Genomic DNA, 26,609 nt, shown 5'->3' on the forward strand with positions numbered 1-26,609 from the left:
ACAGTAAATCTTTGCGGCCTTTGCGCTTCTTCCTTTCTTTGCGAGGACTAAATTCAACTGTCTTTATTGAAGATAGTCTTCTCTATACTGTTCCAGACCTAATGAAATGAATAACTAATTGCAATCGCAAAATTCAGAATTGTAAAACTGCACCAACTCCCCTTGCTGAACATCGCTCAATTTAAGATCGGTTTTCAGAAGTTTCGCATTTGTTAAATCGAGACGATAGATTTCATTCACGGACGAATCTTTGGAAATGTAGTATTCCCTATTTAAGTAATACCAATTGACAGGACGTATTTCCGTTTCCTTATCCATTTTCACTTTTCTGTCTTTCAAATCGTAGATGGTAATTCCTGCCAGATCGGAATGCCATGGCGAAACAATGTAACGCTGATCTTTGGTAATGAAGAAGAAACCTCCCCGGTGGTTTTGAATTTTGCCTGTTTCGTCGATCAGGATTAAGCGGCCTTCGTAATCGCCAAACTTTGTACCGATTACCATTCCGTTAACCGGTTGCGAACTAAAATTCAATCCGTAGCGGTCGCCCACTGCCTCCATATCGTTAAAATTTAAACTATCAACAGGCAGGTTATTTTTGTAACTGACTATCCTACCACGGCACAGGAAGTCATTACCCATTCTCCAGCCCGAGTTATTTAACTGATAAACTTTTACCAACACATCCCCAATTTCAAAATATCGTGTGTTTTCATTTTTGTAATTTTCCCACCATTCTTTTAACTCCTGAACCAGGTCGGGGTTGTTAGTTGAAACGGCAGCCAAAGGATGAAAAAGTTGATTTTTCCTGTAATAATCCAGAAACATGGCAGCAAAGCCACCGATTGTACTTTCCACATCTGGTCTCTGACTGGAAAAGACATTCATCATACTCTTACAAGGCTCCTGAGATTCCAGGTTACTCATTAAAAATTTGAGGTCGTTGTACGATAGCCATTTTCGGACATCGAGTCTTATTCCACTTGTTAAATCGTTACCGTAAATTTCTCCATAAGTAATAAATTTTTCTTCATCCGGATCGGCCATAAAATTTGCAGGTTGCTTAAAACGCAGGCGCGCAAAAAGCGTTTGTACATTCATTTTACGCAAGTCGCCAACATGGTTTTTACTCAGCGGCGGCTGATTGGGGATTTCATTGTTTTTCGATCTTAAAACAGGACTTTTGAAGTCATCATTTTCTACTCGGCATCTTAACTGAAATAACCCGTCTTTTCCAATATTTACAAACAATGGAATTTCATTGCTATTATCAACCAACTGCAAAGTTGTAAACGCTTCATTTTTTTCATTGTCTATTTCCGTTTTACCTTCTAGAAAAAAAGAAGCTTGCAATTCAGCTATACCCGTATATTGTTTCTGAGGCTCACCATTTTGACTTACCTGAACAACATAATCAATGCTGCTGTATGTATTTTGTGTAAATGAAAGCTCTACCTGCATTTTATCATCCTTTCCCTCCATCTGATACGTTTTACCCGAACCAAGATATTCAGGTAATATCTCGAAAATCGTATCGTTCAAAATAAGGATCTCTCCTCTTAGCTCTATCTTTTTATACTCTTCCGGTAAATTATATAACCCGGCAATGAAATTTGAGGAATAGTCATCCGGACCATGAACTATTACTTCTGCATTTCCTGAACCACTGTTGTTTTCCTTTCCCGTATCTTGCTGATTATCCTTTTCCTGCCCGGTTGTGGTTTCTGTTCTTAAAACCGGACATTTAAAATTTCCGGTCTCAATTGTACCTCTTAATTTTCCGGGACCGTCTTCCCCAATCTTAATATTGATCCACTCCCCTTCTTTATCGTTAAGAAACTGCTCAGCAGCAAATGTTTCATTTTTCCGATCATCTTTCACCCATTCTTTTCCGAAGAAAAATGATGATAACATTTCAGCTTCCCCTGTGTACTGTTTTTTAGGTTCTCCTTTTTGCTTCACATTAACCAGAAATTTAATACTGCTGTATGTATTTCGAGTAAATGTAACATCAACCTGAACATTATCATCTTCCCCTACCATTTGATACTTTTTATCCAAATCAATATAATCAGGCAGTGAATAAATTTCGGTATCGTTTAAAATAAGCTGGTTACCTTTTAGTTCAATCCTTCTATAATATGGAGATGTATTATAGATCCCTTTCAAAAAGTTCTTTGAATACTCTTCCGGGTGTTGTACAATAATCTCTACATTACGGTGGAATAGATCGTTTATATTCTGATTCCGCAAATCAAATAACGCTTTTTCTCTCGTGTAATTCTTAGCTCCTTCAATAAGCTTCGACCGATCAGGGTATTCTTTTTTTAAGACATCGTACAGTTTCGTGCCCTTTTCAACATTACCCATAAGAATATACAATGAAGCCAGATTTATTTTCGCTATATATAATTCATCATTGTCGTTTGAATTCAACATTTTATCATAAATATGAAAGCTCTTTTCGTACATTTTCATGGCGTTTTGAGTATCGCCTTCCAGATCATAAACCAATCCTAATACCCGCCAATATTCAGGTTCTTCAGGACGAAGTTCTGTCAGCTTTTGTAACTGCTGTTTTGCTTTTTCAAATTCATGTAATTTGATATAGATATTTGCGGAATTCATTAAAGCCGTTGGCAAATCGGGTTGAATTTCCAAAGCCTGGTTGAATAGATCCAAAGCCCCCTCTGGATCGTTTAGTATCATTGCGGCGCCACTTTTGTTTAATTCAACTGCTTTTGAATCGTATGTTGTCTCATTCCTGCCAATTATCTTATTACTCAAAAAACCGTAAATCATCGAAGCATAAAGCCGTTCAGCTTCGCTTTCCATATTGTATTTGCCCGGTTCCTTTATAAACGATGAAATATTTGAAGGTGAAATATCCCCGGCGATTTCAATCCCCTCGAGAACTTTCTTGTAGAATTCACTTTCTTTCGATAATTCCTGTAAAAACTGCATTACTTTTCCTTCGAGGTTCAGCGAGAAATTCATAGTTGGAGCATTAGAAACTTCGTAAATTTGCAAAAGCGCAGGATTGGATTTCGCCAAAGTAACCAATGAATCATGAGGCAGGGTTATCTTCTCCTTAACTTCTTCCCCTGTGTTTCTCGACGACAGCAATTCATTAAACTTCTGATAGGCAATCTTTGTGTCAGACTCGCCGGTTGTATTCACCACCATATCATCAGTCATCAACCGCAGTTCTACCAAATCTTTTATTTCGTCTTTTGAAAATACTTTGCTGATTACAGGATCCTTTTTGAGATTACGGTACAGAACCTTTCGCTGGTTCAGTCCATTAACTCCTGCAATAAATAAAAACAAAACAAGAGCCACCGGAGCTAACACCAAAATCTTGTACTTCGCCTTTTTATACAAACGGCTGTTAGCAATCATTTTTATGCGCTGGCTTAACATCGACTTATTAAAATGCGAGGTTACGCTAACAATGTTTGCCTCTGCAACCTGATTAACCATCAAGGCCTGGTAGTGCAAACTGTCAATCCCCGACTGAATGGCGCCCTCATCGGCCAGAAATTCGTGCGTTAGATTGATGGAGCGACGCATCATCCACACAATCGGGTTGAACCACATAAAAATGCAGAGTAGTTCAAAAAATACAGCGTCGAAAGAGTGCCTTTGTTTCACATGTACGCTTTCGTGTGCAATAATTTTTCCCAAATCGGTTTCAGGCAGCTTTTTATCTGTCAGAAAAATCCAACTAAAAAAAGAAAAGGGAGTGGAAAAACGTTCGTGAAACAAAAGCGTAAACAGGGGTTGTTTTACTTTTCGCGACCTGTTGTACCAAACATTAATGGTTACAAGCTGCACAATAAAACGCAGTAGCAGAACAGCAAGTCCGGCAAAATACAGGTAGGGTAAAACCTGTAACAGATTGATTGAACTCCTCTTTTTTAAGGGCTCTATATCAGGAACGAACATCGGGTTAACAGGATAAAAGTCGGTTGTAGAGACTTGTTGAGTTGGTCTTTCCAAAACCGGAGGCGGCGCGAGAACTTCTGTTTGTTCTTCTGCTTTCGTAGTTAAAGGCAAAAGAATATAATAACTCCCCGTTGGGAGAAGCAAGGAAAAAATTGCCGCAAAAATAAGGAAGAAGCGGCGCTGCCTGAAATTGGTTTCTTTTCTGAAAAACAGGAGATAAATAAGATAGGCAAATGCCAGACAAACGGACGTGGCGATTAGGTAATTAGTTGGGGTATCCATCGATTACGGTTTTTGTTTTTTGATTTCATCTTCAATCGAAGCTTTCAGGGCTTCCAATTCATCGAGACTCACCTTTTTGCTTTTCATAAAATGAGATACCATTTGGGTGAGTGAATTGTTGTAAAGGTTTTTTAGCGTACTGGTAAAAATTTGTTTCCCGTACTCTTTTTGACTGATTAACGGGTAGTACACAAAGGTTTTTCCGTATTTATTATAGGAAACGTATTTCTTTTTCTCCAGCACTTTAATAACTGTCGCAACCGTGTTATATGCCGGTTTGGGATCGGGCAGTGCATTAAGAATGTCACTTACGGCACCTCTTTCTATTGTCCAGAGGGCCTTTAAGATTTCTTCCTGAGCTTTGGTTATTTCCTGCATAACTACGCTGTATTAATTTCAATTACGAATCAAATATATCAAATAATTTAACTAAATACTACATTTGTAGTTTTTATTTTAAAAACAAGAAATATATCTATGGCAATACATGAGTTATTTTATCAGGTAAAGATTGTCTTTTGTGCGTAATATCATTTGATCGCCCACAAAAGCAGGTATGGCTTTAACGGTTTCGTTAATGCTGTTTTCTGCCACTTTTTGAAAGGTTTCACCGGGCTTAATGATGGTGCAGTCGCCTTTCACATTAATGAAGTAGATATTTCCGGCTGCATAAATGGGCGAAGCGTTGAAGTTGCCTTTTAGTTTTTCTTTCCACACCGGCTTTCCTGTCATCGCATCCAAACAGGTTACCATGCCGCGATCATGAACCATGTACATCTTGCCATCAACAATAACAGGAGTTGGAATTTGCGGAACTTCATCCTCACACATCCACACCATTTTGGAGTTCGTTACATCGCCTTTTCCGGTTGGATTAATAGCATACTGACGGGTAAAAAACGGTGTGTTGTCCAGGAAAATCCAACCCGAATTCACAAACACCAGCCCATTCCAGTACAAAGGCTGGCTAACGGTTGAGTCATATCCGTAGGTAAAAGTCCAGATCACTTCGCCAGTATTTACATCGTGGGCAAAACACATGTAAGCAGAATTACTGATCAGCAACTCTTTCCCATCCGCACTTATCACAATCGGAGTCTGGTACGATTTCCGGTAAACGGGCTCCAGCGGATCATAAATTTCTTTGGGCCGCACACTTTTCCATATCGTTTCGCCTGTGGCTTTATCCAGCGCCACCACATACGGATCTTTAGTACCTTCCAGATGAACGATCAGCATATTCTTGTAAATAATCGGTGAAGAAGCCGGCCCCTGCATATGATCGCACGGCAGATCTTCACGTTTCCAGATCAGTTCAAAATTTTTAGTATCGATACAAGCCGTTCCAAAAGTTCCGTAATGCACGTAAACACGTCCCTTTTCAATACACGGAGTTGGCGTTGCATACGAGTTGGTGCTGTGAATACGCTGAGGATCTTCAGCGGTGAAAAGGATTTTCTCGTCCAAAAGTTTACCCGTTTTTAAGTCAAAACAAAAGGTGTAAAACTTTGTACCATCTTCTTCGGCCGAAGTCAGCCAAACCTGATTACCGAAAACTACCGGAGAAGACCAACCTACGCCTTTTACCGGAACCTTCCAAACTACATTTTCAGTGTCACTCCAATGAAGTGGAGCTTTTTCTACGTTGGCGTGCCCGTTCATATCCGAACCTCTAAAATGTGTCCAGTTCTGCGTATTCGAACTACAAGAAAAAAGAATCAGGAAAACAATCACAAAAGGAATGGCAATTAAGAAACGCTTCATTGGATAAGGTTTAAGTTGATCTGTCTCAAAGTTAATCGAAAAAAGGAATTTGAGAATGAAATCGCTACATTTGGTGCTCATTTAAAAATTATATGCTGTGAGAACTTTTACAACTACAACCTTAATTTCTATTTTTTTATTGGTCTGTCTTTTGGGCAATGCGCAGGAATACGGACAAAAAGCAAACACCGTTCGCGTACTTACTTTCAACCTCTTACATGGAGCCACCACAAAAGGAGATTTTGATCTGGACAAGCTGGCAGCGGTAATAAAAGACGCTGACGCAGATATTGTTGCCATGCAGGAAGTAGACTACAAAACAACGCGGGCAAAGGGATACGATTTGGCAACTGAACTAGGCTGGCGCACAAAAATGGCCCCTATTTTTGGTATTGCCATGCCCTTCAACGGCGGTGCATATGGCGATGGAATACTCTGCAAAATGCCTATACTGGAAAGTAAAAACCTGGCTCTTCCGCATTCCGCCAACAGCGAACCCCGGACAGCGCTTTCGGTGTTAATTCAACTTAACTCAGGCGATACAATCCGTTTTGTTGCCACTCACCTTGAGCACAGTAAAAATTCGACTGACCGCATTGATCAGATCAATACTATCAATGCAGAATTTGCAAACGACCGCTTTCCAACCATTCTGGCGGGTGATTTAAACGACACTCCCGAAAGTAAAGCCATTTCTACGCTGAAAGAATACTGGAAAGACAGTTCAGCTGCAACTTCGTTTCTCACGTTTCCATCGCATGCGCCAAATCGTAAGATCGATTACATCACGTATAGTCCGGCCAAGAGTTGGGAGGTCATCGAAAGCCGAGCGATCTGCGACAGCATCGCCTCCGATCACTGTGCTGTTCTTTCCGTTCTGCGATTAACAGAAAACTAATCAGCAAAGTCGGTACTCTCCCTTCCAATAAAAGGGATAAAGCGAATAAGATATTTTCAAGTTTTAGTATAAGAGGATTTGTTCTAGGGTCGATCCCAAACACAAATCCTCTCCTTTTTAAAAGCAATTCAAGTATGAATTTAACTTCTGAGGATCTGACCGAAACTAATAATAAACGAGCTCTGTTTCCAACGATTCTGCCTCCTGAAAAGTGATTTCAAAATCCTCCAGTTCTTTTAAAATCGGTTCATAGATTTCAGGAATAATTGGAATATACATGCCTTTCAGGTTTAGCTGCCCGGTAAGTACCAGTTTTGCAGCAACGGCAAGCGGCAAACCAACTGTTTTCGCCATAGCCGTTTTGGTTGCGTTTTCACCGGTAACCACCAGCGAACTGGTTTTCCGATACAACTCACCATCAGGCTCTTTTCGATAGACAAATTTGTGCCACATCACGATCATGTCTTTGTCGTCGGCTTGCAACTGCCACTTTTGTTTCAGAATATGTTCGAGCACCTGCGCGGGTGTCGCTTTTTTTAAACCAATCGGCGTTTTATCAAAAATGCCCATCCATTTTAGTTTGTAAACGATCTCCGAATCCTGCGGAATATTCAGATAATGAAAAAGCTTCAGTTCCACCGAATCGGTTGGATGATAAGGCAGAAATGAGTTGATGAATTCCCGGTACGTCATATTCTCGACGTTTTCAAGATAATAGGAATCGTCGGTAGCGCCAAGCTGAACAAAAACATTCCAGGCCTTGCTGAATCCGGGTCTTCGGAGAGTTCCGCGATAAATAGTCGGAATTTCCTGAAGGTTGTATTTCTGAATATAGTACAGCGAATCGCGGTTGGCATAACCTTCAAACATCCCGAATTTTCCGAGATCAATCATTTCTGTTCGCCGAAACAAACGGTTATAAGGAATGTATTTGATTTTACCATTCTGAATAAAACGAGCCGGGCCTCCCTGTCCGGCCAACACCACATTTCGCGGATTCCAGCTGAATTTGTAATTCCACGGGTTATCGTCCGATTCGGGCGCCACCAAACCGCCGGTGAACGATTCGAAGCACTCCATCACACAGCCGTCGTTTTTTAACTGGTTGATAATTTTCATAGCCGACATGTGATCGAGCCCCGGATCAAGTCCGCATTCGTTTAGAAAGAACAAGCCTTTTTCGTTTACTTCAGCCTCAAAGGCTTTCAGGTCTGCCGTTTCATAAGATGCGGTAAGCAGATTTTTTGAAAATTTCACACACGACTGTGCCACATATTTATGAAACCTTGCCGGGAGCAGCGAAATCACCAGATCGGCTTCTTTAACTTCAGCTTCGCGGGCAAACTCATCGTGTACATCCAGCAGGGCAAAAGCCAAACCAAGCGAGTGCACCAGTTCGCTTTCCTGGGTATCGGCAACTTTAATCCGCCAACTGTATTTCAATGCATTTTCAGCCAAATAAGTGAGCAGAAAGATACTGGATCTGCCGGCTCCGAAAATCAAAATGTTCTTCATTCCTTAATTCTCTGGTTTATATTTTCGTCTCAACGATCAACTTCAGCGCATTTCGGCGCAAAACAGGCCGGATTTTCAAACGGCCTTTTCCGGTGCGCCTATTTTCATTCGCGCTTTCTACCCCGGGTTAAAACCTTGGGCTTACAGGGGTCCATCATGCCAACTATCACTTTCTTGTTCAATCCGTTGAACTCTGAACCCTGAACTTTAAACTGATCTCTTTATACATTAAACTCGATCCCTTGTGCCAGGGGTAGCTCTGTACTATAATTAATGGTGTTTGTTTGACGGCGCATGTACGCTTTCCAGGCGTCGGAACCCGATTCTCGACCGCCACCCGTATCTTTTTCGCCACCAAAAGCGCCGCCAATTTCGGCGCCCGAAGTACCGATGTTCACATTGGCAATTCCACAATCAGAGCCTTCATGCGACAGAAATTTTTCGGTTTCCAGAATGTTCCGCGAGAAGATGGCCGAAGACAATCCCTGTGGCACATCGTTATGAATTTGAATTGCTTCTTCCAGTGTTTTGTATTTGATTAAATAAAGGAGCGGCGCAAAGGTTTCTTCCTGTACAATTTCGTAATGATTTTCAACCTCAGCAATACATGGTTTTACATAAGTTCCGGTGCTGAAACCTTCTACTTCCAACACGTCGCCGCCTGTAATAATTTTTCCACCTTCGTGTTTCACACGTTCAACCGAATTCAGAAAATTCTTAACCGCCCATTTATCTACCAGCGGGCCAACCAGCGTTTTAGAATCCAGCGCATGACCGATCGGCAGTTTCTGATAAATAGCCACCAGCTTTTGTTTGAACTCTTCATAAACCGACTCGTGCAAAATAATTCGCCGGGTAGAAGTACAACGTTGTCCGCAGGTTCCAACCGCACCAAAAACCACTGCACGAAGTGCCATTTCCATATCGGCATCCGGCGTGATGATGATGGCATTGTTTCCGCCCAGTTCCAGAATCGAACGTCCTAGGCGCTCGCCCACCAAACGCCCGACTTTCTGCCCGATCCGCGTAGAACCGGTAAACGAAACCAGCGGAATATTCCGGTCGGAAAACATGGTATCGCCAAGCACTTTTGACTCGGCTGCCACCAGGCTCAGTACACCTTCCGGCACATCGTTTTCTTTTAGCACATTGGCTACAATTTTATGGACAGCCACCGCGCACAAATACACTTTCGAAGAGGGCTTCCAAACCACCACATCACCAGCTATCAGTGCAATCATGGCATTCCATGCCCACACTGCCACCGGAAAGTTAAATGCAGAAACCACCCCTACAATTCCAAGTGGATGATACTGATCGTACATGCGATGCCGGGCTCTTTCGGAATGCATGGTGAAGCCATACAACTGCCGCGATTGACCCACTGCAAAGTCGCAGATATCGATCATTTCCTGTACTTCGCCCAAACCTTCCTGAAGGATTTTACCCATTTCGTACGACACCAGTTTACCCAGCGGTTCTTTGTATTTCCTTAGCTCCAATCCTATTTGCCGGACAATTTCACCTCGTTTAGGTGCCGGAACCATCCGCCATGTTTTAAAGGCCTCTTTGGCGGTTTCAATCACTTCCTGGTAATCTTCAATGCCGCATTGCTGCACTCCGGCAATCAGTTTTCCGTCAGAAGGCGAATACGATTCCATAAATTTCCCCGTGGTTGATTTCCACTTTGTTCCCGTGCAAACTCCCGGGTTCACCGACTCAATTCCAAGTTCTTTTAATACTGTTTTAAAATCTATTTCCTGTGTCATTTTTCTATTTTTTTGATTGATTTTCTATTTCAAAACCTCAAATAATGAGTTAAACCCAAATTACCCCTAACTCCCCCAAAGGGAGACCTTTTCTCCCCTCTGGGGAGATAAAGAGGGGTCAGATTGTTAAATCCAAAGGCATTCTTCATTATTTTTTCTCTATATCTTAAACTTTTTCGATGACCATTGAGATTCCTTGTCCAACTCCAATGCACATGGTGCAAAGCGCATATTTTGAACGAGTGTGCTGAAGTTGATGAAACGCGGTAGTTACCAGTCGTGCCCCCGACATACCCAGCGGATGCCCCAATGCGATCGCTCCACCCAAGGGATTGATTCGCGGATCGAGATCATCCAGTCCCCACTGACGGATACAGGCCAGCGATTGCGCGGCAAATGCCTCATTCAGCTCAATAATATCCATTTGCCCCATTGACAAACTCAGTAGTTTGAACAGTTTTTCGGTTGCGGGAACAGGCCCAATTCCCATGATCCTTGGAGGTACCCCAGCCGACTGGGCTCCCAAAATTCGCGCTTTCGGAACCAGGTTGAAACGCTTAACAGCTTCTGCTGAAGCAATAATCAAGGCCGCTGCTCCGTCGTTTATTCCCGAGGCATTTCCTGCAGTTACCGTTCCGTCTGCCCCCATCACCGGTTTTAGCGAAGCCAGTTTCTCAGGCGAAGTCAGTCTTGGATGTTCGTCTGTATTCACGACAATGGGATCGCCTTTTTGCTGCGGAATAACAACCGGAACAATCTCGTGAGCCAACGCACCGTTCTTTTGTGCATCGTCGGCTTTTTGCTGACTGTGATGCGCAAAACGGTCCTGATCCTCCCGGCTTATCTTGAATTCTTCGGCCAGGTTTTCAGCCGTGCAAATCAGCGCATCGGTTCCAAATTGTTTCTGAAATTCCGGGTTGATAAAACGCCAGCCGATAGTTGAGTCGAAAATCTCGGCATCCCGTGAAAACGCGCTGGTGGGTTTGGGCATCACAAAAGGTGAACGCGACATGCTTTCCACGCCGCCAGCTATCACCAGTTCTGCCTCACCTGCCCGGATAGCACGAGCTGCCATAGCCACCGCTTCCATTCCCGAGCCACACAAGCGGTTTACGGTTACTCCGGGCACCGATTCCGGAAATCCGGCCAGCAGAAGTCCCATTCGAGCTACATTGCGGTTGTCTTCTCCCGCCTGATTGGCGCATCCAAAAATCACATCGTCGATCGCCGATTTATCCAGGTTTGGATTTCGCTCCAAAATGGCTTTTAAAGGAATTGCTGCAAGATCGTCGGCACGTACCGATGATAAAGCTCCTCCGTATTTACCAACCGGAGTACGAATGGCATCGCATATAAAAACTTCTTTCATTTTTTTAATTAGCTACGAGCCCCGAGCCACTAGCTTCAAGCTCAATTTTTATTTATAGTATTCAGTTTATCAATTTTTGGTTTGAAGGCTTTGAAAGCCCTTAACAAACCTTCTGTCAAACGATCAATCTCCTTTTGCGCCATAACTGTGGAAAGCATGCACGAAAAAGTATTGATCATTAAAATCTTTTCCTCATAATACATGTAGTCGAGCAGCTCTTTCACGACGCTGCCAGCTTCTTTCGACAGATAAGCTTCACGATAAGTGTTCGGAGAAGTTGAACGCAAATGCATTCGAAACATAGATCCGGCGCCTGTTACCGATACCGGCACATCGGCCAGTTGAATGGCTTCGCGTATCTGACCGACTGCTTTTTGAGTCAGTGCATTCAGTCTTATCACCGCTTTTTTGTCGAAATACTGCATGGCCTTGTAGCCGGCAGTCATGGTAATCGGATTGGCAGAAAAAGTTCCGGAATGCGGCAACAACAGATTCTTTTCGTGCGGATCAAAAACCTTCATCACATCTGCTCTTCCGGCTACCGCACCCACCGGAAAACCTCCGCCAATGATCTTCCCGAGCGAAGTAAGATCGGGCTTTACGGAATAATCTTCCTGTGCACCGCCATAGTTTACCCGGAAAGTGATCACCTCATCAAACACCAGCAAAGCATCGTTTTTTCGCGTCCAGTTGTAAATGGCTTCAATAAAATCATTGGCTCCGCGCATCAATCCAACGCGGTGTGGAACCGGATCGATTATCACACAGGCGATTTCATCGGCATGCCGGTCAAGAATTGTGAGTGTTCGCTCCGCATCGTTATAAGGGAAAATGATCACATCGCGCGATACACTTTTCGGTGTTCCGTGTGCCAGCAAAACACTGGCCGGATGATTAATGTCGCCCCAATTGGTGGGATTGGCCGTCTGGCTTACTTCTGCAAAATCATAGGTTCCGTGGTAGGTTCCCTCAGCTTTGGCAATCTTTGACCGCCCGGTAAATGCCCTCGATGCTTTAATCATCGCCATTACCGCCTCGGTTCCGGAATTTACAAAACGAATGCGTTCAAAGCTTTCCACCCGTTTGATCATGTGTTTCGCATAAGCCACTTCAATTTCGGAAGCCAGCGTATAAGCTGTTCCCTTTTTCAACTGTTCGATGACGGCATCGATCACCGGTGGAAAAGAATGCCCGTGAATCAAGGCTGCCATATTGTTGGCAAAGTCAATTCGTGCGGTTCCCTCAATATCGGTAATGTAACATCCCGAAGCTACATTGGCGTAATTCGGGAAAGGCTCGTGGTAAACCGTATTCCGGCTTACACCGCCAGCCAGAACCTTCTGCGCCTGTTTATACAGTTTTTCGCTGTTACTCTTTTTTGTCATGACCTTCCATTTCTTGAATTAGATGAATTTCTGCGCCGGTTTGCTGTTGCAGCGATTCGAATGTCACCCCCGGTGCCATCTCTCTTACAAATAATTTTTCATTTTGAACATCGATAATCGCCAGATCGGTATAAATGCGGCTTACTACCTTTTTCCCCGTTAAAGGATAATTGCATTCCTTAACAATTTTTGCCTCGCCCGATTTGGTGCAATGCTTTGTGATCACAAAAACTGAAGGCACTCCGGCCACCAGGTCCATCGCGCCACCCACTGCCGGAATATCCTCCGGATTACCGGTCGACCAGTTCGCAAGATCACCTTCCTGCGAAACCTGGTAAGCCCCAAGTACACAAATATCGATGTGCCCGCCGCGGATCATCGCAAAACTATCGGCATGATGAAAATAGGCAGCTCCCGGAATGGCAGTAACGTATTTTTTACCTGCATTCACCAGTTCGGGATCCTCACTTCCCGATGCAGCCACCGCGCCCATTCCAAGCAGCCCGTTTTCGGTGTGATAAATTACCTCGCGGCCTTCAGGAATAAAGCCGGCCACCATTTCAGGCATTCCAATTCCCAAATTCACATAAGCGCCGTCGTGAATATCTCGGGCTACATTCTGAGCCATTTCCGTAAGGCTCCACCCCTCTTTTTGTGCTGCTAATTCCATGGATACCTCCTTTCTTCGGCTACCAGTTTTGATTCGTCAGCCGGATTGGAAACTTCCACAATCCGGTGCACAAAAATGCCGGGTGTAACCACACATTCGGGATCAATCTCTCCCAACTCCACTATTTTACGTGCCTGAACGATCGTGGTTTTGGCCGCCATACACATCACCGGTCCGAAATTGCGGGCGGTTTTATTGTAAACCAGGTTCCCGTATTTATCCGCCATATGACATTTCACCAATGAGAAATCGGCTTTTATGGCATGTTCCAACACATAATCGCGGCCATTAAATCTCCGGACTTCTTTTCCTTCCGCCAGCGGCGTATTCACCGAAGTTGGTGTATAAAAAGCAGGAATTCCGGCACCGCCTGCACGAATACGTTCGGCCAATGTGCCTTGCGGCACCAGCTCGAGTTCGATTTCACCCCGGCGGTACATTTCCGGAAAAACCACAGAAATGGTCGTTCGGGGAAAAGAACAGATGATTTTGCTTACCTGGCGGTTTTCAATCAAAGCTGCAAGTCCCACATGTCCGCTACCTGCATTATTGCTGACAACGGTGAGATTTTTTGCCCTCTGATCCACCAAAGCATGAATCAGCTCTACCGGACTACCGGCCTCCCCAAATCCGCTGATCATTACCGTGGCCCCGTCAAAAATACCTGCCACGGCTTCTGCTGCCGATTCAACGATTTTATTGATCATGATCTGCTGCCAATTTCATTTCTTTCTCCAAAGCTTTCGAAAGCTGCTCTTCAATTTTTACCAGTTCATCTTCGTAGAAATACCTGTCGCTTCCATACGGAACCAACTTTTCGATCGTATTTTCCTGTTCGTCGTATTTGGCGAAGAATGTTGTGTCCATCCACTCCATGTTTCGTGCTTCATTGAATTTCAGCGCAAAAACCTTTTCGCCATTAATCTCGGCAGTTCCCATCAACGAAGTTTTTCCCGCCGAAGAAGTCATCGTAATGTAACGTGAAGGCCTGTTGATCGAAGCCAGGCTCCGGTATACTTTATTGAATATCTTTGAAATATCAGCCAGCGGCGCTGTAAAATAATGGTGTTCTCCGGTTGGCCGAGCGCAGTACATCGAGTGAAAACCGATGCCCAGCATAGCCAGCACATTCCCCAAGTCAATCCAGTTTTGGGCCGATCGGTCAATGTCTACTTTCCCGTTTTCGTCGTAAAACAAGCTGATGTGATTCATGATCGGACTTTGGCTCTTTACCGCCACTCCGTATTTTTTTAAACGCCGGATGGCTGCCACAGAAGCAGGATTCATCACATCGTGAGGTGTGGAAATGTGTGCCACCCAAACGGCCTGAATTCCGTTTTCCGTAAGTTTTTGCAGCAATTCGAGAATCCGCTTAAAGGCATCGGTCAGCAACCATTCGGGATGAAAGTTGATGGCCCGAGAACCTATCCGCACCGTGCGAATGTGCATCAGTTCGGGATCGTCGATCAAAGGCTGCACATACTCCAGCAATCTTTCGTAAGGAATATAACCGCCGTCGCCGCCTGTTATCAGAATATCGCTCACTTCCTTATGGCGTTTCAGGTATTCGTGCACCTGCGAAACTTCGCGCTGTACAAACATATCTTCGTCGCCGCGCACCTGTGCATGCCGGAAACAATAGGTACAAAACGAAAAACAGGTTTGCGTGGTCTTGTCCAAAATAAGCTTTACTGGCGGATATTTGTGCTGGCTGCCTTCCAGAATTTCCAGATGTCCCTCGTCGTTGATGTACCAGGGTTTGTTCAGCTTTTGTTTTCCGTCGTGCGGATTGGTTTTTTGCATGTAAGCCTCCACCACACGTTTTCTTGCTTCCTCATCAGGAGCATCGGCATATTTCTTTACTTCTTCGGATGAAATCATTCCCGGCTGCGGGAAAACCAACTGGTAATTGGAGTCGGTCTCATAATTCTTCCAATCGATGGTATTCAGCACGTAGCGGGTAGCCATAAACCGGTAGACTTCGATAAAAAACTCACGGTCTTTCAGATGGCTCAATTCAACTCCTTGTTGCTTCAATTTCTGAACAATTTCACGAAATCCGTTTAATCCCGAATAATGCTGTTTATCGTTAAAAATAACCTCGTCTTCATAAAAAAAACCGGAATACTTCGGGTAATTGTTATGAAGTCTCTGAATTAGTCCCGGAGGTAATAACTTTTCGTTTTCAATGGTACGAACAGACTCGGAACCGAGCTGATACCTTTTCATCATTTGCTGAATATCAGACGGTTCAACCTTTGTTTTAAATTCCTTTACGTTCATGCAGATTTAAGTTCTGATTATGATTTATATGCTGAATAATGGCAGGCGACTACCACCCGCAGGTTATGTAAACCCCGGTTACCGAATCCGGCGATCCCGTTCATGAATCAATCAGAAACTATCAGGAAATGACACCGGCATTCAAAAACCGGAAGTTGATTAAAGCAGAATAAATGTAGTAGCTGCGGCTGCAGCTAATGTGAAACCGAATCGTCGTCGAGACACTCTGGCATCCCGGGATAAAAAAACACCGGACAATAATACGATTGTACCATAGCCTTAAAGTTAACAAATGTGATTGAGACAAATTCTGACAACAAACATATTTCATAACATCTATACAAATCAAAAATTTTCACCACCTTTAAAGCAGAAAGCTGACAACTACTCCTGGTAAAACCGAACAACTGGTTGACTAGTGATGTGACAAGGAAATTTAAAATGAAGAAAGTATTGTTACTGGGCGCCGGAATGGTAGCCAAACCTTTGGTCGACTATTTATTAGACAATCAAATTGAATTAACCATAGCCACCCGAACGGTAGCAAAGGCAGTAAAACTGATTAAAGACCGAAGCCACGGAAAAGCTGTTTCGTGGACCGTAGACGACATGCAGGCATTGAGTATGCTGATTGCCGACCATGATCTGGTGGTTAGTCTGCTTCCCTACACTTATCATGTTGCAGTGGGCAAGCTGTGTGTAAAGCACAAAAAAAATATGGTAACTACCTCGTATGTTTCGGATAAGATGAAAGCGCTGGATAAAGCAGCCCGCGAAGCTGGAGTTCTTTTACTAAACGAGATTGGAGTAGATCCGGGTTTTGACCACATGACAGCCATGCGTATTATTGATAAAGTGCAGGCAGAGGGGGGAAAAGTAAAGCAATTTTATTCGTTGTGTGGCGCATTGGCTGCTCCGGAAGAAGCAGACAATCCTTTTCATTACAAATTTACCTGGTCGCCACGGGGCGTTATCATGGCTGGTAACAACAGCGCCAAATATTTAAAAAACGGTGCAACGGTAGAGATTTCATCCGACGATTTGTTTAAAAATCCGTTAATTATCGATTTCCCCGAAGTGGGTGAAATGGAAGTATATCCCAACCGCGATTCATTGTCGTACATCAACAAATATGGTCTTGCAGGTATTGAAACCATGTACCGGGGTACTTTTCGTTATAAAAACTGGTGCGAAATAATGAATGCATTAAAAGCGCTGGATATGCTGAGCTACGACCGGAAAAGCTTTGAAGGAAAGACCTACCGCAAAATAATGGCGCGCCGGCTTCAGGTTTATCCGGCGAATATCAAGGAAAAAGTTGCAGAACGTCTGGGACTCGAAGCCGAAAGTCCGGCCATTGTTGCCATGGAGTGGCTCGGCCTGTTTAGCGACGATCTGGTTCGGATGAACGAAGGCTCCAATTTTGATCTGACCACCGACCTGATGCTTGAAAAAATGATGCTTCCGGACGGAGCCCGTGACATGGTAATTATGTTACATGCTTTTGGGGTTGAAAATGCCGACGGAAGCAAACAGGTTGTCAAATCCAGTCTGCTTGATTTTGCTACAAAAGAAGACACTTCGATTGCACGTACCGTTGGACTTCCGGCCGGGATTGCCGTAAAAATGATCCTCGATGGAAAATTCAGCGAAACCGGAGTTCATATCCCAAATACCAAAAGCATTTACGAGCCTGTTCTCAACGAACTACAAAAGCTTGGAATTGCGATGAAAGAACAATGGGGCCTACCCGAAAGTGAAATGTTGTAATAAAATCGATCCTCCGGAGTGAAAGCTAAGCCGGTGTTCCAAGGAATCCTGCTGCCATGCCGGCAAACAGCATCACTACAAACATCATGGCATAAAGCGCCAGGCCAACGATCATCATAATACCGATGAAACGGTAATGCGCTTTTAAATTCATAAACGCAGAAGATAGTTTTTCCTGATCCTTAAATCGTAAAGCTTGTTTTATTCTGGATGAAAACCGGAATAGATAAAGAATCGGGAAAAAATATACAGCACCAATGATCAGGTAAAGAAAACCTATCAAAAACATTGGAAATGGAAATATACTGTGGCCGCCAAATGCAGAAGATGGAATAAAAGCAAACACCAGGCTCATTACAAATCCACCCATTACGATCAGTCCAATGAATATAAATCCAAGAACGGACAGGAAACTCGCCCACTTTCCGGCATCCGTCAGGTGAACGTTGATATCGCCTGTGATTTCCAGATTTTTTACTTCCGGCTGATTTATTTTGTTTTCGGGTTGAGGAACCTGTTGCTCCTGATTTTGATCTTCGTTCTGTGGATTTAAGGCCTCTTGATTTTCAGTGTTCATTGACATGTGGTTTACAATTCGTTTTTAAATGTAGCATTTATTGGAGATCATCCGGAAACCTGCGGCAATTTATAAAGGTTCTTCTCAATAATTTTAAGACACCAGCAATAAAAAGCTGGCAAGCAGTGTGACTGCAATATTGATTTTTCGGAAAGTATGAACCGAGATCGAAGTATTCAGGCGCTTCCCTAAAATGGTTCCCAGCAAAAGAATGGGAACAAAAACCAAAGCCATTTTTAAAGACTGCAGTGTCAGCAAGCCGGTTTGACTATAACCTGCGATGGCAATAACTGCAGTAACAATACTAAACCAGGCAAATATCTCGCGAAACTCGCGGTTATCTACTTTTGAAATATTCAGGAATAAAGCCAGCGGCGGGCCACTTACCGAAATAGCACCGGTTATAAAACCGATAACTGCCCCTGCCAGAGAAAAAGCAATGGGTGGTAATTTCACTTCGGGAAGTTTTCGCCACGAAAAAAGAGTTAGAACAATAAAAACCGCCCCGGTAATATGTACCAGCATCTGTTCCGAAACGGTTTTGAGCGTTACAACACCTAAAATCGTAAACAGTCCGCCACTAATGATTAGCGACTTATACGGACCACTGACCAGTATGTGTTGTTTCTTTTGCATAACGATGAAGAGAGAAGCGATCAGGTTACAGATCATTAATACCGGAATAATCTCGCGGGGCGAATACCACATCAAAAGGATGGGAAACGATATCAACGCAAACCCAAAACCGGTTACTCCCTTTAGCAAACTTGAAAAAATAATAACCAGAATAACCCAAATATTCATACCATCAATTTTGAAGATTTAAAAATTTAGAACCCACAAGGAAGAAACAGCGGTTATTACCCACAGCGAAATTCCCAATGCAAAGCTTCTGACTCCCGATTGTTTCATCTCCTGTATCGAAATATTGGAACCGATCAGAAAAAGGGCGACCATCATTCCGCGTTTTCCCAACCAGCTAAAATGTGAGTAGCTTGGACTAAATCCGGGAAATACGTTGGCAAAAACAATGGCCAGCACAAAAAACAGGATGAACCAGGGAAACTGAATCGATTTTCGGGTGCTGTTTTTATTCAACACCGCGACAACAATGGAAAGCGGGATGATCCAAAGCGCCCGGATGAGTTTTACAGTGGTGGCAATTTGCAGTGCCTTTTCGCCATAAGTTGCGCCCGCTCCTACCACAGAACTGGTGTCGTGAATGGCAATGGCCGCCCAGTTTCCAAACGTTTCCTGGCTCAGTCCAAGTTTCCATCCGATAAACGGAAACAGCATCAAAGCCAGTCCATTCAAAACAAATACAACAATCAGCGCAAATGAGTTCTGATAATCTTTGCTGTTCAATATCGGACTGATAGCGGCGATGGCACTTCCGCCACAAATGGCAGTACCGGCAGCAATCAGCACGGTAATGTTTTTCTCCACTTTGAATAGTTTTCCCAGCAAAAGCCCGGTTGCCATCACCAGCGTTACGGAAATTGCTGTTTCTACAAAACCACTTTTCGAAGCCGTGATCACTTCCCCGAGGTTCATTCCAAAGCCCATCAGCACAATGGAAATCTGCAAAACCCTGGCTGTGTACTTGTGCGCACTATCCGATTTTATTCCCAACAGCGAAAGCACAATGCCTGTTCCGAGTGCCATTACAGGCGAAACAAAAGGCAAAAAGCAAACAAAAATGAGAACACGGTATAACCCATTTAATTTTTTGACTTCGATATTCATACCAACTTCATTTGATGCGACAAAGGTATCTTCACATCATAATCAAGTCAAATACTAAATAACTATACTGAATAACTAAAAGTTATACGAAAGCAGGAAGCTTTCAAATAATTCCACCTGTTTACTTTCGTATCCCTGGCGAAGTGCAATTCTGAATTTTCGGGGAATGGAAATGCCCGTTACGTTGAGTTTTATCAGGCTGTTCAGATACAGTTCGGTGGTAGCTGCCTTTTCAGAAATAACCGCTATTCCGTCAAAATCCTGCAGGAAACTTTTGATGGATTCGGTGCTGCCCAGATGTATGAGTGTGTTTAATCCGTCAAAATCAACATTTTGCTTTTCGAGTGTGCGTTTTACCACTTCCAATGTACCCGAACCGTGTTCGCGAAGTACAATCGGAAACTTTGTAAAATCCTCAACACTGATATTTTTCCGCTTGGCATACACGCTTTTCGCACCCGTGACAACAATTAGTTCGTCGTCAAGAAAACTCTTGTACCGGATTCCTGCCTGTGCCGATTCGTTCTCCACCAATGCCAGATCAACCTTGTTCTCCAGCAGTAATTGTTCCATCTCAAACGAGTTGCCATTTACCAGGTGGATCATGATTTTCGGATAGCGCTTATGAAACGAAGCAATAACTTTTGGAATAACATATTGCGAAATGGTAGAACTTGCGCCGATGACAAATTCTCCGGAAACCGTGTTGTTCATCTGCCCGATTTCAAAAGTGAGATCGCGGTAAAGCTGTTCGATTTTTTTGAGTGAATTGTACACCGTTTTCCCGGCTCGCGTGAGGTAAACCTTATTTCCTTTCCGCTCAAACAAGCTAATGTTGTATTTGCTTTCCAGCTCTTTAATATGTTTGGTTACAGCCGGCTGACTAATGTGCAACTCTTCGGCAGCCTTTGAAAAGCTCAGGTTTTCTGCAACAGCTATAAAAACAGTGTCTCTGTAATCCATTTCTACATTTTTTCCCGGGAAGACCTTAATCGACCACCATAAAGATACTGTTTATGGCTTTGAGAAGCGAGAGAATATAAAATTCGCAGACATTTGTAATGTATAATTCAGTTACTATGGCAGCATTAACTTTAGGTGGTCAGTTGAAGAATCTTCGCCATACTTTTTGATGTATTCACTCAGCCTCTTTTGTGCTTCCTGGCAATTCTTCCCTAATTTTTTGCACTCGTAAACATAACTGGCCGCCATTCCGTAAACTGCCATTTTATTTTGTGGCCGAACTTCAAGCACCCGTTCAAACTGGAAACGTGCGTTTTTGTAATGATCCTTGTTCAGCCAACTATAACCTGAATTTAGCAAATAATCGATCTGTTCAGCAGAAAGTGTTGCCTCCACGACCTCTGCCTTTTTAGGACTACCATTAATTCGATCAGGATTAAAGAAAAACTCAAACAAAATCAGGGTTACAACCGGAAGAATCACAACGACCGATAAAATAACTGCCCGGTAGCTTCTTCTTTGTTCCCGTTCTGTTTCGAGCTTGTTCTGTGCTTTTATTTCGGCCAGCTTTTCGGCAGAAACTTTTTTAAAGAATACCTGAGGATTGTTGGAATAACGCCTGTTTTCAGTTTTTGTCCAATCCTGATAAGCTTTGTGTTTGGGCCTCGCATTGGCCCGAAGCGACTGAATCATTGCCAGAACTGAACCGCCGAATCCCATAGGAAAAATGATATGGAGTGATTAACCAGTTTGTCAACGATGAATTTACATTAATTTTTCTTCGATCCGAAATTCCCTGGCAATAATTCCATTGGCTTTTAAAGCGGCTTTAAAACCCTCGTTCATCATTCTCCCCAAACGCATGGGAAAATCGAGTAAAGCCGGATAGTTGTTTTTATCATCGGGCGACTTATAAAATTTTTGACATGAATTTACACTCGATGAAAGATAGATGCGACAGGCCACCGGACGCGCTTCATAAGCCATGCAAGCTCCGTTCATCAGAAGCGGGCACGGATGTTTCGCATTTAAAAGATCGTTTCCTTTTAGCGGTTTTAACCGCTCATTTTTCTCTCCGGCACGGCGCTTTATGGCGGTTTGTTCCTGAAGTGCAAAGTTGCCTGCGATGAAGTTTCGCAGGTATTTTAATTCGTAATCCATGGCAAAAACCGGCTGATGACAACACCAGTGACAACCTTTTTTGCATTCGATCGACTTTCCCTGTTGCCTGGCGTACACAAAAAGATTATCCGTCAGCTCGTCAATATTCCGGTACATTTCAGCCAGGGCGGCAGATAAATTCTCGTCCGAAGACTGATCTTTACAGGCTTTCATTCCCAGTTGATAACCGTCGTGATAAAATGCTTTTTCGAAATTTCCGGATGATGTGCTCACGCTGTTTTTGTTAAAGGATTTTGCCGGCAAAATAGATCATTTTTGAATTATATTCAATGAATTCGCCCAACATTATTTCAAAAATAAATGCGTGAAAATCCGGGGTTATCTTCTGACTTTTTCCAGTTTCAACCGGGCAAAATAGTCTTTTGATGCCCTTTTAACATGAGGCGAAAGCAGAACCGTGGCAATTACATTGGGGAAAGCCATCAATGCAAAAGCAATATCGATTAACCCGATGATCACCCGAAGATCGGAAACCGCACCAATAATGATTACCGCGACGAACACATAATTATACAGATGTTGGTATTTTACACCGGCTACAAATCCCAAACATTTTACGCCATAGTATGGAAACGCAAACATGGTTGACATGGAAAAGAAAATCACAGAAATGATCAGGATGTATTTTCCAAACACGGGAATGGCCGAATCAAAAGCCTGAGCAGTCAGGGTAATTCCGTCGGCATCGCTCACCAGCCAGGTATCTGTAATAATCAGCGCCAGTGCGGTCATGGTACATACAATGATGGTATCGATGATCGGGCCCAGCATAGCCACCAGTCCTTCGCGAATGGGTTCATTGGTTTTGGCAGCTCCATGTGCCATTGGTGCAGTTCCCAGTCCGGCTTCGTTGGAAAAAGCTGCCCGCCGAACGCCGGTTATAATCACTGCGCCCATTGCTCCTCCCATAACCGCCTTTCCCGAAAAGGCATCCTCTAAAATAGTTTGGAACGCCGGAATAATATGCGTTGGATTAGAAAAAATGATATACAAAACAGTTACGGTATACACCACCACCATGGTTGGCACCAGGCTACCGGTAACACTGCCAATTCGTTTAATACCACCAATAACCACCAGCCCGACAATAACTGAAATTATAATTCCGATGATCAGGTTAGTGGTAAATGAAACCGGAATATTATTCGGAGCCAGCAACACATCGCCAATCATCTGGGTGAGCTGGTTGGCCTGAAACAAAGGAGAAACGCCAATCATTGCCATTAGGGCAAAGAAAATGGCCACCGGTTTCCAGTTTTTCCCAAGACCTTCGGTAATGTAATACATCGGGCCTCCCTGAATTTCTCCGGCAGAATCTTTACCCCGAAACATTACGGCCAGCGAACAGGTAAAAAACTTGGTACTGACCCCCAACAAAGCGGAAACCCACATCCAGAAAATAGCTCCCGGACCTCCCATGGTAATGGCAACCGCAACTCCGCTAACATTTCCCATCCCCACTGTTCCGGCCAGCGCAGTTGATAAGGCCTGGTAATGACGCAATTGCCCGGGTTCATCAGGGTCGTCGTATTTTCCGGTGAGAATTTTTAGTGCATGACCAAGGTATCGCAAAGGGGCCAGCCGCGAATAAATAAGAAAATAAAAACCACCGCCCAAAAGCAGTATTAAAATGGGTGCTCCCCAAATTCCATCTGAAACAGATATAATGAGCTGACCGAGTTTTTCAAACATCTCACTAAGAAAGAAGAAAACATGTTAAAAAACAAATTACGCAAGAAAATGTAAAGAAAACTTGACTAATAAAGAAATGTAAAGTATGTTTAACATATTAAAACAAAATATACAACAATGACTTGGTTTACTCTTCTTATTTTTTTCTCTTATCTGATATTAATTATCGCCATCATTCCCAAGTCTGCTTTTGAATTTGACCTCCTTCAGATAAAATTCAACTTGCTTCCATATTGGAGTAAACTGATTTCATTGACTATTATTATTTCCGCAATTATCGCTTTTGTTTCAAACAGGACTGCAGACAAAGCTTTAGAATATTTGGTAGCAACAATCAACCTTGCCCTATTTATTTTCCTTTTTTCGAGACAGAAAACAGAAGATGAATTCACAGAGCAGATTCGATTTAAATCCTTTACTTATTCCTTTGTATCATTTGTTGGAATGATTGGAGCTTTCAGTTCTTTGGGGCTTGCTAGTAAAGATGACAACTTTTTTTTGAATAATTTTTTGCTCAGTATACTTATTGGTACATCTATGCTTATGGCATTGATTTATTTTAACATTACAGTTTACAAGTCAAGAAAGGTCTGATTATTCCGAAGTACTTTACTCTGCCAAAACAAGCAAAATTGAAAAATAGGATAAAAACAGAACGTGCTGTAAAAAACCTCACCCAAGACGACTTGGCTAAACTAATACGTGTTTCCCGACAAACTATTAACTCAATTGAAACCGGTCGATATGTTCCATCTACTGTTTTAGCACTGAAAATCTCAGAGATATTTGAAAAGACAGTAAATGAAATTTTTGAATTGGAGGATTCTGATTAATTACTTCAAAACGATTTTTACCAACACCGGAAAATGATCAGAAGGAAAACGATGATCTTTAAAATCAGCCAGCACTCCGTATTTCAACACTTTCACCTTGCTGTTTACAAACACATAGTCGATCCGGTCTTTCATCGGCGCATCCATTTTAAATCCCTGGAAAGTTCCAATCGGGCCAAATGGTGGTTCTTCGCTTAGTTCGCGGCTATCGGCCATGTATTTTTTGATCATTGCGATAGGTTCACTTTCGGGTGTCAGGTTAAAATCGCCCATCAGAATCACCGGAAAACCACTATTCCTTGCTATTTCCTTTATTTTATCGCGAATCAGTAAGGCTGAATTTTTGCGCGCTTCCACTCCCTGATGATCGAAATGCGTATTAAAAACAAAGAATTTCTTTCCGCTCACCTTCGATTGAAATTTCCCCCAGATGACAATGCGGTTACAGGCGGCATCCCAACCCAATCCGGGCTTATCGCAGTTTTCCGAAAGCCAGAAATGGCCGTTATCCAAAAGAATAAATTTTGCAGTATTAAAAAAAAGGGGTGAAAATTCGCCTGCTTTGTCACCGTCGTCGCGGCCAACACCGATCCATTCAAAACCGGGTAAACCGCCTTCAACATCCTTAATCTGTCCGATAAAAGCTTCCTGCAAACCAAAGATGTCTGCATCGTAATAGTCCAGCAATCCGTTTACCATGGTAACCCTGTTGGGCCAGGCATTTTCTCCGTCAGCCGGAGTGTTTAACCGTATGTTAAAAGTCATGATATTCATTTCCTGAGCTAAAAGAGTAAACGGAATCAGCAGAAAAATGAATGCAAATGCTTTCTTCATAAAAATTAATCCTCGCAAAAATCAAACTGCTCGTATTTCGGATCTTTTTGAACTCCAGGTACAATTGTACGTCTGGATTCCTGCACTCCTTTAATTACGAAATCATAACAAAAATCGACGACTTCATCCACATAATCAGTCATGGGCTTATTGGCGATTTCGTGAGCGGCGCCACAACTTGTGTGCAGCCAGAATGGAACTCCCAGCTTCTCCAGCTTCTCCGCGATAGTGTATGATCCGTTCATCATGAGGTAGCCCGGATCATCTTGACCACAGTAGCGATGAGGAGCCGTAGCATAGGGAACAAGATTGTCGTCGGTTCCGTGAAATAAAAGCGAAGGCACGGCCGATTCATCATAGAGAACGGTAGTATCAGCAATTGCACCAGCCATACTGATTACTCCGGCAAACGACACCGGGCCGGAATCAAGACCATAGCAGTAAGGAGGCTTATAGGCTGCCGCCAGCACCGTTTCGGCACCGGCACTGCTCCCCGCCAGTATTATTCGTTGAGGATCGATGGCATATTGTTCCCGGTTTTCAATCAAAAAGAAAGTCGCATCCTGAAGATCTTCAACCGCAGCATCAATAGTATTCAACTTCACATTTGCCGGACATAGACAGCCAAAACCTTCGGGTGTTCCTTTTCGCAAAAGACGATACGAAATGGAAGCGACAACATATCCGTGACTGGCCATCTCATTGCAAAAATTCACGACTTTTTCCGAGTTCCGTGTTCCTCCTGAAAAACCACCACCGTGCACAAAAATAATTGTCGCACGTTCTGTTTCTGCATCACCTTGCGGCAGATAAATATCCAAATCCAGGTTTTCTCCGTCTTTGGTGGCATAGGTTACGGTTTCAGTCGATATTTCATCGAACGCAACACTTTGGTACCTGCCCTGTGCATGTGTAAGAATTGAGAGTGCAATGAAGACAAAACTTACCAACCAGTATCTTCTCATGTCTTTTTTCTGGTGAATATAATCATTTCGTGCGAAGGAGTGCAAATGAAAAATGGAATCCGTTTTAGATTCCATTTTTCCAGGGAGGTCCCTATTTCTTATCTTTTTATCTTCCTGATTTCGTGTTCCATTAAAACAAACGCTGAACCAAAACCACAAAACCT

Annotated in this window: 23 protein-coding genes; 4 read left to right on the forward strand and 19 right to left on the reverse strand. The window is 43.2% G+C overall.

Annotated features, from left to right (window positions below; translation table 11 throughout):
* Nucleotides 1–114: 114 nt before the first annotated feature.
* From MR764_RS02595 to MR764_RS02605, 3 genes are all read right to left on the reverse strand, one after another.
* A complete protein-coding gene (locus tag MR764_RS02595) occupies nt 115–4,230 on the reverse strand; it encodes a M56 family metallopeptidase (protein ID WP_247977829.1) in 4,116 nt (1,371 codons plus the stop codon).
* Between the two features lie 3 nt (nt 4,231–4,233).
* Nucleotides 4,234–4,608, reverse strand: coding sequence for a BlaI/MecI/CopY family transcriptional regulator (locus MR764_RS02600; RefSeq protein WP_167605427.1), 375 nt, complete (start codon nt 4,606–4,608; stop codon nt 4,234–4,236).
* Between the two features lie 114 nt (nt 4,609–4,722).
* Entirely contained in the window at nt 4,723–5,994 is a 1,272-nt protein-coding gene (locus MR764_RS02605; protein WP_247977830.1) for a PQQ-binding-like beta-propeller repeat protein, read from the reverse strand.
* Between the two features lie 97 nt (nt 5,995–6,091).
* Here MR764_RS02605 and MR764_RS02610 point away from each other — a divergent pair, with 97 nt between their 5' ends.
* On the forward strand, nt 6,092–6,892 hold the full coding sequence (locus tag MR764_RS02610; RefSeq protein ID WP_247977831.1) for an endonuclease/exonuclease/phosphatase family protein: 801 nt from the start codon (nt 6,092–6,094) through the stop codon (nt 6,890–6,892).
* 165 nt (nt 6,893–7,057) lie between these two features.
* On the opposite strand, the gene MR764_RS02615 is transcribed toward MR764_RS02610, so the two are convergent.
* The 7 genes from MR764_RS02615 to MR764_RS02645 all read right to left on the reverse strand — a co-directional run bounded on the left by MR764_RS02615 (nt 7,058) and on the right by MR764_RS02645 (nt 15,883).
* The gene (locus tag MR764_RS02615; RefSeq protein WP_247977832.1) at nt 7,058–8,407 is read right to left on the reverse strand and encodes a saccharopine dehydrogenase C-terminal domain-containing protein; all 1,350 of its coding nucleotides are present in this window, start codon (nt 8,405–8,407) and stop codon (nt 7,058–7,060) included.
* 221 nt (nt 8,408–8,628) lie between these two features.
* Nucleotides 8,629–10,176 (reverse strand): aldehyde dehydrogenase family protein, encoded by a 1,548-nt coding sequence (locus tag MR764_RS02620; protein ID WP_247977833.1) that lies wholly within the window; start codon nt 10,174–10,176, stop codon nt 8,629–8,631.
* A 166-nt stretch (nt 10,177–10,342) separates the two neighbouring features.
* A complete protein-coding gene (gene pcaF, locus MR764_RS02625) occupies nt 10,343–11,545 on the reverse strand; it encodes a 3-oxoadipyl-CoA thiolase (RefSeq protein ID WP_247977834.1) in 1,203 nt (400 codons plus the stop codon).
* Nucleotides 11,546–11,586: 41 nt separating this feature from the next.
* Nucleotides 11,587–12,930: an aspartate aminotransferase family protein gene (locus MR764_RS02630; RefSeq protein WP_247977835.1), complete on the reverse strand. Its 1,344-nt coding sequence runs from the start codon at nt 12,928–12,930 to the stop codon at nt 11,587–11,589.
* Nucleotides 12,914–13,600: a 3-oxoacid CoA-transferase subunit B gene (locus MR764_RS02635; RefSeq protein ID WP_247977836.1), complete on the reverse strand. Its 687-nt coding sequence runs from the start codon at nt 13,598–13,600 to the stop codon at nt 12,914–12,916. Before MR764_RS02635 ends, MR764_RS02630 begins: the two co-directional genes overlap by 17 nt.
* Entirely contained in the window at nt 13,591–14,307 is a 717-nt protein-coding gene (locus MR764_RS02640) for a 3-oxoacid CoA-transferase subunit A (protein ID WP_247977837.1), read from the reverse strand. Before MR764_RS02640 ends, MR764_RS02635 begins: the two co-directional genes overlap by 10 nt.
* Nucleotides 14,297–15,883, reverse strand: coding sequence for a hypothetical protein (locus MR764_RS02645; protein ID WP_247977838.1), 1,587 nt, complete (start codon nt 15,881–15,883; stop codon nt 14,297–14,299). The genes MR764_RS02640 and MR764_RS02645 overlap by 11 nt, the downstream gene beginning before the upstream one ends.
* Nucleotides 15,884–16,306: 423 nt before the next feature.
* On the opposite strand from MR764_RS02645, the gene MR764_RS02650 reads away from it, so the two are divergent.
* The gene (locus MR764_RS02650; protein WP_348773067.1) at nt 16,307–17,653 is read left to right on the forward strand and encodes a saccharopine dehydrogenase C-terminal domain-containing protein; all 1,347 of its coding nucleotides are present in this window, start codon (nt 16,307–16,309) and stop codon (nt 17,651–17,653) included.
* Between the two features lie 25 nt (nt 17,654–17,678).
* On the opposite strand, the gene MR764_RS02655 is transcribed toward MR764_RS02650, so the two are convergent.
* The 7 genes from MR764_RS02655 to MR764_RS02685 form a co-directional block, all read right to left on the reverse strand.
* The gene (locus tag MR764_RS02655) at nt 17,679–18,230 is read right to left on the reverse strand and encodes a DUF5362 family protein (protein ID WP_247977840.1); all 552 of its coding nucleotides are present in this window, start codon (nt 18,228–18,230) and stop codon (nt 17,679–17,681) included.
* Nucleotides 18,231–18,323: 93 nt separating this feature from the next.
* Nucleotides 18,324–19,034 (reverse strand): sulfite exporter TauE/SafE family protein, encoded by a 711-nt coding sequence (locus MR764_RS02660; protein WP_247977841.1) that lies wholly within the window; start codon nt 19,032–19,034, stop codon nt 18,324–18,326.
* 18 nt (nt 19,035–19,052) lie between these two features.
* Nucleotides 19,053–19,976 (reverse strand): putative sulfate exporter family transporter, encoded by a 924-nt coding sequence (locus MR764_RS02665; RefSeq protein WP_247977842.1) that lies wholly within the window; start codon nt 19,974–19,976, stop codon nt 19,053–19,055.
* A 75-nt stretch (nt 19,977–20,051) separates the two neighbouring features.
* Nucleotides 20,052–20,939 carry a LysR family transcriptional regulator gene (locus MR764_RS02670; RefSeq protein ID WP_247977843.1) on the reverse strand — a complete coding sequence of 296 codons (888 nt, stop codon included), beginning with the start codon at nt 20,937–20,939 and terminating at the stop codon, nt 20,052–20,054.
* A gap of 114 nt (nt 20,940–21,053) precedes the next feature.
* Nucleotides 21,054–21,659 carry a hypothetical protein gene (locus tag MR764_RS02675; protein WP_247977844.1) on the reverse strand — a complete coding sequence of 202 codons (606 nt, stop codon included), beginning with the start codon at nt 21,657–21,659 and terminating at the stop codon, nt 21,054–21,056.
* A 45-nt stretch (nt 21,660–21,704) separates the two neighbouring features.
* The gene (locus tag MR764_RS02680) at nt 21,705–22,334 is read right to left on the reverse strand and encodes a YkgJ family cysteine cluster protein (protein ID WP_247977845.1); all 630 of its coding nucleotides are present in this window, start codon (nt 22,332–22,334) and stop codon (nt 21,705–21,707) included.
* A 105-nt stretch (nt 22,335–22,439) separates the two neighbouring features.
* Nucleotides 22,440–23,813, reverse strand: coding sequence for an alanine/glycine:cation symporter family protein (locus MR764_RS02685; protein ID WP_247977846.1), 1,374 nt, complete (start codon nt 23,811–23,813; stop codon nt 22,440–22,442).
* 117 nt (nt 23,814–23,930) lie between these two features.
* Here MR764_RS02685 and MR764_RS02690 point away from each other — a divergent pair, with 117 nt between their 5' ends.
* Both MR764_RS02690 and MR764_RS02695 read left to right on the forward strand, forming a co-directional pair.
* Nucleotides 23,931–24,407 (forward strand): hypothetical protein, encoded by a 477-nt coding sequence (locus tag MR764_RS02690; protein ID WP_247977847.1) that lies wholly within the window; start codon nt 23,931–23,933, stop codon nt 24,405–24,407.
* Between the two features lie 38 nt (nt 24,408–24,445).
* Nucleotides 24,446–24,646, forward strand: coding sequence for a helix-turn-helix transcriptional regulator (locus tag MR764_RS02695; RefSeq protein ID WP_247977848.1), 201 nt, complete (start codon nt 24,446–24,448; stop codon nt 24,644–24,646).
* Here the strand turns inward: MR764_RS02695 and MR764_RS02700 are convergent, their stop codons facing one another.
* Both MR764_RS02700 and MR764_RS02705 read right to left on the reverse strand, forming a co-directional pair.
* On the reverse strand, nt 24,647–25,480 hold the full coding sequence (locus tag MR764_RS02700) for an endonuclease/exonuclease/phosphatase family protein (RefSeq protein WP_247977849.1): 834 nt from the start codon (nt 25,478–25,480) through the stop codon (nt 24,647–24,649).
* Nucleotides 25,481–25,485: 5 nt separating this feature from the next.
* Nucleotides 25,486–26,520 (reverse strand): alpha/beta hydrolase, encoded by a 1,035-nt coding sequence (locus MR764_RS02705; RefSeq protein ID WP_247977850.1) that lies wholly within the window; start codon nt 26,518–26,520, stop codon nt 25,486–25,488.
* Nucleotides 26,521–26,609 lie beyond the last annotated feature (89 nt).

This window comes from Maribellus sp. YY47 (assembly GCF_023111095.1).
Lineage (GTDB): Bacteria > Bacteroidota > Bacteroidia > Bacteroidales > Prolixibacteraceae > Draconibacterium.

Coding starts and splice junctions, on each gene's coding strand:
- MR764_RS02705 (WP_247977850.1), bottom strand. CDS start 26,520: ATGGAATCTAAAACGGATTCCATTTTTCATTTGCACTCCTTCGCACGA.
- MR764_RS02640 (WP_247977837.1), bottom strand. CDS start 14,307: ATGATCAATAAAATCGTTGAATCGGCAGCAGAAGCCGTGGCAGGTATT.
- MR764_RS02655 (WP_247977840.1), bottom strand. CDS start 18,230: ATGAACACTGAAAATCAAGAGGCCTTAAATCCACAGAACGAAGATCAA.
- MR764_RS02665 (WP_247977842.1), bottom strand. CDS start 19,976: ATGAATATCGAAGTCAAAAAATTAAATGGGTTATACCGTGTTCTCATT.
- MR764_RS02690 (WP_247977847.1), top strand. CDS start 23,931: ATGACTTGGTTTACTCTTCTTATTTTTTTCTCTTATCTGATATTAATT.
- MR764_RS02660 (WP_247977841.1), bottom strand. CDS start 19,034: ATGAATATTTGGGTTATTCTGGTTATTATTTTTTCAAGTTTGCTAAAG.
- MR764_RS02685 (WP_247977846.1), bottom strand. CDS start 23,813: ATGTTTGAAAAACTCGGTCAGCTCATTATATCTGTTTCAGATGGAATT.
- MR764_RS02605 (WP_247977830.1), bottom strand. CDS start 5,994: ATGAAGCGTTTCTTAATTGCCATTCCTTTTGTGATTGTTTTCCTGATT.
- MR764_RS02600 (WP_167605427.1), bottom strand. CDS start 4,608: ATGCAGGAAATAACCAAAGCTCAGGAAGAAATCTTAAAGGCCCTCTGG.
- MR764_RS02635 (WP_247977836.1), bottom strand. CDS start 13,600: ATGGAATTAGCAGCACAAAAAGAGGGGTGGAGCCTTACGGAAATGGCT.
- MR764_RS02615 (WP_247977832.1), bottom strand. CDS start 8,407: ATGAAGAACATTTTGATTTTCGGAGCCGGCAGATCCAGTATCTTTCTG.
- MR764_RS02630 (WP_247977835.1), bottom strand. CDS start 12,930: ATGACAAAAAAGAGTAACAGCGAAAAACTGTATAAACAGGCGCAGAAG.
- MR764_RS02620 (WP_247977833.1), bottom strand. CDS start 10,176: ATGACACAGGAAATAGATTTTAAAACAGTATTAAAAGAACTTGGAATT.
- pcaF (WP_247977834.1), bottom strand. CDS start 11,545: ATGAAAGAAGTTTTTATATGCGATGCCATTCGTACTCCGGTTGGTAAA.
- MR764_RS02675 (WP_247977844.1), bottom strand. CDS start 21,659: ATGGGATTCGGCGGTTCAGTTCTGGCAATGATTCAGTCGCTTCGGGCC.
- MR764_RS02595 (WP_247977829.1), bottom strand. CDS start 4,230: ATGGATACCCCAACTAATTACCTAATCGCCACGTCCGTTTGTCTGGCA.
- MR764_RS02645 (WP_247977838.1), bottom strand. CDS start 15,883: ATGAACGTAAAGGAATTTAAAACAAAGGTTGAACCGTCTGATATTCAG.
- MR764_RS02670 (WP_247977843.1), bottom strand. CDS start 20,939: ATGGATTACAGAGACACTGTTTTTATAGCTGTTGCAGAAAACCTGAGC.
- MR764_RS02700 (WP_247977849.1), bottom strand. CDS start 25,480: ATGAAGAAAGCATTTGCATTCATTTTTCTGCTGATTCCGTTTACTCTT.